Here is an 8,204-nt window from a genome sequence, read left to right as displayed (position 1 = left end):
GAACCCCGGCCGGATACCCCTCCGCCGGGGGCGGAGACTCACCACTCTGCTGCTGTGCAGAAGACAAGTGGCGGTACGGCCCGGCGCTCCCGCGCCGGCAGCGCCCGGGTGGGGAAGCAGAGGCAGCATCAGGACGCTCCGCGGGGCCCGGGGAGCCGCGGGACGGAGGTCACGCGCCGGGCCCCGCTGAACGCACAGGCGCGGTACTGGTTCGACAACACGCTGACCGGAGGGGTGGCCGCCCTCATCGGCTGGCTCGCCGTGGCCTGCCTGGCCATCGTGGTCCCGGTGAGCGCGGTCCTGGTCTGGACGGACGACAAGGCCCCCGACTCGCTCCGCGCGAAGGCCGCGGCGGTGTGGCGGACCGTCGGCCAGACGCTCAGACTGGGCGGCGAGGTCGGATCACCGCTGCGCATCGCGCTGACGGTTCTGCTCGCCCTCGTCGCCCTGTTCTACGTCTCCACACTCGTCAGTCTCATCACCGCCGCTATCACCGAGAAGCTCGTCGCCCTGCGCCTCGGTCACTCCACGGTGCTGGAGGAGGGGCACACCGTCGTACTCGGCTGGTCCGCCCAGATCCACACGGTGGTGACCGAGCTCGTCGCCGCCAACGCCAACCAGCGCCGGAGCGCGATCGCGGTGCTGGCCGACCGGGACAAGACCGAGATGGAGGAGGAACTGCGCGCCGAGGTGGGCGACACCGGGCGCACACGCCTCATCTGCCGCAACGGACGGCCTGCCGACCCGGCCGCACTCGTGCGCGTGAGCCCGGGCTCGGCCGACGTCGTCCTGGTGCTTCCGCGCGACGAGCCGGACGAGGACGCGGACATCGTCAAAAGCCTGCTGTCCCTCCGGGCCGCGGTCGACGACGACTGCCCGGTGCGGATCGTGGCCGTGGTCCGCGACGAGCGCTACCGGCTCGCCGCCCGTCTCGCGGCAGGACCCGGCGCGGTCGTACTCGAGGTCGACGACATCACCGCCCGCCTGGTGTCACAGTGCGTCCGGCAGCCCGGCCTCTCGCTCGTCTACCAGGAGCTGCTCGACTTCGCGGGGGACGAGTTCTACGTGATCGACGCCCCGGAACAGGCCGGCCGCACCTTCGGCCAGGTGCTGTCGGCCTATCCGGCCGCCTGCGTGGTCGGCGTCGTGCGGGCGGACGGTGCCGTGCGGCTGAATCCGCCGTTCGCTTCGGCCGTCCTCCCGGGGGACCGGCTCGTCGTCATCGCACACGACGACGACACCGCTGTACCGGCCGACGATCCCGCGGCCTTCGACGAATCGGTGATCGTCTCCCGCCCACCGACGCCGCCATGCCCGGAACGGCTGCTCCTGCTGGGGTGGAACCGCCGGGCACGACGCATCGTCCACCACCTGTCCGGCCACGCCACGGCCGAGTCCGTCCTCCACGTCGTGGCCGACGGCGGAGAGGCGACCGCAGCGGCCGTACGGGAGGCGGCCACCGGGGCCACGGGCTTGGAGGTCGTCTTCCACCAGGGAGACCCCACCCTGCCGGAGACGGTGAACAGCCTGAACGCCTGTGCGTACGACGGTGTCATCGTCCTGGGGCCCGACCGGTCGGCCGGTGGCGGGGCTCCGGACGACCGGGCACTGGTCACGCTGCTGCTCCTGCGTGACCTGGAACGGACCTCGGGAAGACCGGTCTCGGTGGTCACCGAGATGACCGACGACCGCAACAGGGCGATCGCACCGGTCGGGCCCGGCGCCGACTTCGTCGTCAGCGGCGAGCTCATCGGCCTCCTGATGGCCCAGATCTCCCAGAACTGGCGCCTGGCCGACGTCTTCGAGGACCTCCTCGCCCCCGGCGGCAACGGGATCCACCTCAGGCCGGCCGGTGACTACGTCCGGGAAGGGCACCTCGCCTCCTTCGCCACCGTCGTCGAGTCTGCCGCGCGCCGCGGGGAGTGCGCCATCGGCTACCGGAGCCGCGAGCGAGCGACGGTCGGGCCGGACCACGGCATACGGGTCAACCCGCCGAAGACCGCTGCCCGGTTCTGGCGCGCGGACGACGACGTCATCGTGATCACCGATCACTGATCCGTCACAGCGGCCGCGTGCGCGCGTGCGACATCCGTACGGTCCACCGAGGGGCGAGACGTCACCACGACCTTTGCAGAGCTGACCCGTTGGCCTAGGCTTTGCATGCTCCCTTGGGGGACAGTGCTTGCCTGGCCCCCAAGGGGTTCACTGCCCGAAGCCGGGCGGGCCCTCGGGAGCCGTAGGGCCGGGCAGTGCCGGGCCGGCCCGTCACCGCACACCGCGCTGCGCGGTGCGTTCCGCGACCCACTCGCTCCTCGACCTGGAGAGCCCTGTGCCGAACCAGCCACCGGTGGAACCCGTCGACGGCCGACCGCACCGCATGGACCCTGCGGGCGGCTGTCCGCACGCGGCCAATGCCCGGCTTCTGGCCCAGGGTGCCGTCACGTCAGTGATCCTCCCCGGCGAGGTGGAGGGCATGGCCGTCCTGGGTCACGACGCGCTCAAGGAGTTCCTCTCGCACCCTGACGTCGCCAAGAACGCGCGGCACTTCTCGGCGCTCCGGGCCGGTGGCATTCCCGAAGGATGGCCACTGAAGACGTTCGCCACCGTTCAGGGTATGACCACCGCCGACGGCGCGGACCACCGGCGGCTGCGGTCCCTGATGAGCAAGGCGTTCACCACGCGCCGGGTGGAGGAACTACGGCCGCGGGTCGAGGCGTTGACCGAATTGCTCCTGGACGGACTGGAGGAGGCCGTCGGCGCTGACGGCGTCGTCGATCTGCGTACGCACTTCGCGTTGCCGCTGCCCATGGGCGTCATCTGTGAACTGCTGGGCGTGGACGCCGCAGAGCACGACCGTCTGCACCGCCTGTCCAACCGCATCGTCGCCACCGACATCGGCCCGGCGGAGGCGATGGCGGCCAACCGGGAGATGGTGGAGGTGCTCGGTGCGGTCGTCACCGCGCGCAGCGCGGGGCCGGGTGAGAACCTCACCAGCGCACTGATCGCCGCTCGCGAGGAGAACGGTGACGGTCTGAGCCCGCAGGAGCTGATCGGCACTCTGATGCTGATGATCATCGCCGGACACGAGACGACCCTGAATCTGATCACCAACGCCGTACGGGCGCTGTGCACCCACCGCGACCAGCTCGCCCTCGTCCGGTCGGGCCAGGCGAGCTGGTCGGCCGTGGTAGAGGAGACGCTGCGCTGGGACAGCCCTGTCAGCTATTTCCCGTTCCGCTACCCGACCCGTGACCTGATACTCGACGGCACCGTGATTCCCGGGGGGACCCCGGTACTCGCCGGTTACTCAGCGGCGGGCCGCGACCCGAAGGCCCACGGCCCCGATGCGGAGCGCTTCGACCTCACCCGCGACAACGAGACCCGGCACCTCTCGCTCGGTCACGGCGCGCACTACTGCATGGGCGCGCCGCTGGCCCGGATGGAAGGCACTGTCGCGCTCGAGCGGTTGTTCACGCGCTTCCCCGACCTCGATCTCGCCGTCCCGGAGCCCGAACTTCCGCGCCACGCCTCCTTCGTGGGCAACAGCGTACGGAGGCTGCCGGTGCGGCTGCACGGCTGAGGAGGGGTCCCTCGGCAGCCGGAGGAAGCCGCACCGGGGCCGCTTCGTCCCCCGCTTCCGTCGCACCGACTTCGTCGAGGTCATCCGGAACCCGGCCTGGCCGGAGTGACCGCAGCGTGCGAGAAGGTCCGGTCGCCGGCCGGACCGCGGGCGTCCGGCGTCCGTGGGGGAGCGGCCTTCCGTCCCTGTGCCGGCCCGGCGCCGCAGCCCCGTATGGCGGGCGTCCGCGTCACGGCGCAGACTGGCCGGGAGCAGCGGCAGACAGGGAAGGCCAGGGGCGATGGGCGCATACGTCGACCTTGCGGGTGCACGGACGTGGTACGAGGCCGAGGGGACCGGCGAGCCACTGGTCCTGCTGCACGGCGGCTTCTGCACCAACGACACATGGGGGCCGCTGCGCGCCGACCTCGCGGCCGGACACCGTCTCTTTCTGCCCGAGCGGCGCGCGCACGGGCACACTCCCGACGTCACAGGGCCACTCTCGTACCAGGACATGGCTGACGACACGGTGGCCTTCCTGGAGACGGTCGTCGGGGGACCGGCGCACCTGGTCGGCTGGAGCGACGGGGGCGTGGTCGCGCTGCTCGTTTCCCTCGCCCGGCCGGACCTGGTGCGCAAGGTCGTCGCGATCGGGGCCAACTTCCGCCCCTCCCCCGAGTGCTTCGCCGAACCGGCGATGCTCGACGCGATGACACCGGACGGAGCCGATCTCGCCTTCTTCCGGGAGATGTACGAGGCCGTCACGCCGGACGGCGCGGACCACTGGCCGGTGGTGGCGGCGAAGATGATCGACATGTGGCGCACCCAGCCGACGCTCACCACCGGTGACCTGGCCCGTGTCGAGGCATCCGTCCTCATCATGGTCGGCGATGACGACATGATGACGCTGGAGCACACCGCCGCCCTCTACCGCGCGATCCCGGATTCCCAGTTGGCCGTCGTCCCCGGGGCCTCCCACCTGGTCCCGCTGGAGAGACCGGCGACGGTCCACCGGCTGATCTGCGACCACTTCGCGCAGGACGCGGTGGAGACGATGCTGCCCATCCGGCGCGCGCACACCGGATCGGCGGACGGCGCTGCGGTCTGAGCATCCGCGGTCCGGCGCGTTCGTTGCACCTATGACGCCACATCAGGCCCCATGGGCCCCTGCCGTTCGACCCATGTACGCGTCTCGGTGGGCCTGGTCACGGAAGAGGCGGGCGTCCTGCGGAGTCGCTCCCGGTGTGAATTCCGGGCCGGCCGACGTCACCCATATGCGCGGCGTGGCGCGGTACGCGGAAGCATGCTCGTGCCGGTAGACAGGAACGTCATGAGTCGGCGGTTCCGGGTACGTGAATTGTGCATGCTCGAACGGCCTTTCCGTTGCTGTAGTGCTGTAGGGGGAGCCCTCCCATGAGCGTGTCCACCACCGAGCCACCCACCTTGGTGCCCGTCAAAGGTCGTGGGGCGGGCACGGTCGTCATCAGTTGGCTCACCACCACGGATCACAAGAAGATCGGTCACCTGTACCTGGGCGCGTCGTTCTTCTTCTTCCTTGTCGGGGGCGTCATGGCGCTCCTGCTGCGTGCCGAGTTGGCGCGCCCGGGGCTGCAGATCGTGTCCAGTGAGCAGTACAACCAGACTTTCACGTTGCACGGCACGATCATGCTGCTTCTTTTCGCGACGCCGACGTTCGCCGGGTTCGCCAACGCGATCATGCCGTTGCAGATCGGTGCCCCCGACGTGGCCTTCCCCCGGCTGAACATGTTGTCGTTCTGGCTGTTCCTCTTCGGCGGGCTGATCGTCCTCAGCAGCCTGATGACCACTCAAGGTGCGGCCGATTTCGGCTGGACCGCCTACACGCCGCTCAGTGGCGGGGAGCGCACCCCGTACGTCGGCGGCGACATGTGGATCATGGGCCTGGCCCTGGCCGGGTTCGGCACCATTCTCGGAGCGGTCAACTTCATCACCACGATCATCTGCATGCGCGGTCCGGGCATGACCATGTTCCGGATGCCGATCTTCACCTGGAACATCCTCCTGACGTCCGTGCTGGTCCTTATGGCCTTCCCCATCCTGGCCGCGGCGCTCCTGGTGCTGGAGGCGGATCGGCGCTTCGGCGCTGAGGTGTTCAACCCCGAAAACGGTGGCGCGCTCCTGTGGCAGCACCTCTTCTGGTTCTTCGGCCATCCCGAGGTCTACATCATCGCCCTGCCGTTCTTCGGGATCGTCACCGAGATCCTCCCGGTCTTCTCCCGCAAGCCGGTCTTCGGCTACGTGGGGCTGGTCGGCGCCACCATCGCGATCTCCGGCCTTTCCATGACCGTGTGGGCACACCACATGTTCGCCACCGGGGCGGTGCTGCTGCCCTTCTTCTCCTTCATGACGTTCCTCATCGCCGTTCCGACGGGGGTGAAGTTCTTCAACTGGATCGGCACCATGTGGAGAGGCTCGCTGTCCTTCGAGACACCCATGCTGTGGTCGATCGGCTTTCTCGTGACGTTCCTTTTCGGCGGCCTGACCGGCATCATTCTTGCCTCACCGCCCTTGGACTTTCACGTCCATGACAGCTACTTCGTCGTGGCCCACTTCCACTATGTCGTCTTCGGTACCGTGGTATTCGCGACGTTCGCCGGATTCTATTTCTGGTGGCCCAAGATGACCGGCACCATGTTGGACGAACGCCTCGGCAAGATCCATTTCTGGACACTGTTCGTCGGATTCCACACCACATTTCTCGTGATGCACTGGCTCGGCGCCGAAGGCATGCCACGCCGCTATGCCGACTATCTCGCCGCCGACGGCTTCACCGCACTCAACACCCTTTCCTCCATCGGTGCCTTCCTCCTGGGGGCTTCCACGCTTCCGTTCCTCTACAACGTATGGAAAACCTCAAAGACCGGAAAGCGCATCGACGTCGACGACCCCTGGGGCTTCGGCCGCTCCCTGGAGTGGGCCACGTCATGCCCGCCGCCGCGGCACAACTTCGTCACCCTGCCCAAGATCCGCTCCGAATCGCCCGCGTTCGACCTGCACTACCCGGCCATCGCGCAGATGGAGGAGGCCAGGCAGGCGGGCCGGCGAGACGTCTTCGAACCTGGCGAAGGCGTCGCACACCCGCTGGGCAAGGACCGCAAGGACCGCAAGGACACCTGACGCCCGCCCTCCCGGGGCAGTCAGGGGCGGGGGAGGGCAACGCCCGACCGGCCGCAGTGCGGTGTCCGGAAGGGAAGCGGGGCCGAGCCCCGCAGTGCTGGGCTGCGCCTGGCCTTCCTAGGGGTCCTAGGGTATACCTAGGGCCCTTAGGTTCTCGGGGAGGGCACATGGTGCGGGCCGGGTTGACGGCTGAACGGGTGACGATCGCAGGCGCCGAGCTGGCGGACGAGATCGGGTTCGAACGGGTGAGCATGGCCCACGTGGCCAGGCGGCTCGGTGTGAGAGATGCGAGCCTCTACGCACACGTGCGCAGCCTGGACGATCTGCGCGGACGCATCGCGCTCCTGGCGGCGGACGAGAAGACCATCCGCATCGCGGAGGCGACCGCCGGGCTGGCGGGCAAGGACGCACTGGTGGCGTTCGCGAACACCTGGCGGGAGTACGCCCACAAGAGGCCGGGCCGCTACGCCGCGACGCAGGCACGGATCGAGATCAGCCCCGAGCTGGCCGCACAGGCGCAAGGTCCACGGCGCGCGGTCGAGCTCACCTACGGGATGCTGCGCGGGTATGAGCTGGCAGAGCCCGACCTGACCGACGCCGTCCGGCTGCTGCGCAGCACGTTCCACGGGTTCGTCGCACTGGAGGCCGCAGGCGGCTTCGCGCACGAGCGTTCCTCGCAGCGCTCCTGGGTCCGCGCCCTCGACGCCCTGCACGCCCTCCTGGAGCAGTGGCCCCCGTGCCGAGAAGGAGACCCGGCATGACCGTTCCGACTGTCGGCTCCCTGCGCGTGAACGGCGCGACCCTGCACTACGAAGTCCGCGGTCAGGGCCCGCTCCTGCTGCTGATTCCCGGCGGCGCGGGCGACTCGGCCTCCTTCGACGGCATTGCCGGGGCCCTGGGCACCGAGTACAGCGTCGCTACCTACGACCCGCGTGGAATGTCCAGAAGCACGCTGGACGACCCCGAGGCCGTACAGCGAGTGGCGGAACACGCCGACGACGCGTTCCGGATTCTGGAACTCCTGTCGCCCGGTGAGCCCGCTTCGGTGTTCGGCGCCAGCTCGGGAGCGATCACCGCCCTCCACCTCCTCACCGCGCATCCCGACCGCGTCGCGCGTGTCGTGGCCCACGAGCCTCCCGTGGTGGAGCTTCTGCCGGACGCGGCCGGACACCGCTTGCTCCTCGCACGCGTGCAGGAGACGTTCCGCACCCAGGGGCTCATGCCGGCGATGACCGAGTTCGCGGCGGGGCTCGCAAAGCAGGGTGGTGCGAGCGAGCCGAAGGCCGGGATCAGGATTCCGCCGCAGGCGGCAGCGCGGGCTGAGCGGACGATGGCCAACCTGCCGTACTTCCTCGGAAGGATCGTTCCCGCCTTCATGGCCCACACTCAGGACGTCGACCGGCTGGACCCACCGGCCGCCGTCCGCGGTGGATGGAGAAGGTGAGGAAGGAACAGCGTGGCCCTTCAGCCGTGTCGTTTCGCTCGGCGA

5 protein-coding genes and 1 pseudogene are annotated in these 8,204 nt (G+C 69.4%); all 6 read left to right on the top strand.

What is annotated here, in order from left to right; translation table 11 throughout:
* Positions 1-54: 54 nt before the first annotated feature.
* Entirely contained in the window at positions 55-2,055 is a 2,001-nt protein-coding gene (locus QFZ58_RS01635; RefSeq protein ID WP_307123063.1) for an NAD-binding lipoprotein, read from the top strand.
* Positions 2,056-2,377: 322 nt separating this feature from the next.
* Entirely contained in the window at positions 2,378-3,580 is a 1,203-nt protein-coding gene (locus tag QFZ58_RS01630; RefSeq protein WP_307128742.1) for a cytochrome P450, read from the top strand.
* Between the two features lie 280 nt (positions 3,581-3,860).
* Complete coding sequence (locus QFZ58_RS01625) at positions 3,861-4,667, top strand: alpha/beta fold hydrolase (RefSeq protein WP_307123062.1); 807 nt, start codon at positions 3,861-3,863, stop codon at positions 4,665-4,667.
* Positions 4,668-4,972: 305 nt separating this feature from the next.
* Positions 4,973-6,715: a cytochrome c oxidase subunit I gene (gene ctaD, locus QFZ58_RS01620; protein WP_307123061.1), complete on the top strand. Its 1,743-nt coding sequence runs from the start codon at positions 4,973-4,975 to the stop codon at positions 6,713-6,715.
* A 167-nt stretch (positions 6,716-6,882) separates the two neighbouring features.
* Entirely contained in the window at positions 6,883-7,476 is a 594-nt protein-coding gene (locus QFZ58_RS01615; protein WP_307123060.1) for a TetR/AcrR family transcriptional regulator, read from the top strand.
* A pseudogene (locus QFZ58_RS01610) lies at positions 7,473-8,123 on the top strand (alpha/beta fold hydrolase); the annotation flags it as partial. The gene QFZ58_RS01615 and the pseudogene QFZ58_RS01610, both read left to right, overlap by 4 nt.
* Positions 8,124-8,204: the final 81 nt, after the last annotated feature.

Source organism: Streptomyces sp. B1I3 (genome assembly GCF_030816615.1).
Taxonomy (GTDB): domain Bacteria; phylum Actinomycetota; class Actinomycetes; order Streptomycetales; family Streptomycetaceae; genus Streptomyces.
The sequence above is the reverse complement of the archived record's forward strand: the minus strand, read 5'-3'. Positions and strand labels throughout refer to the sequence as shown.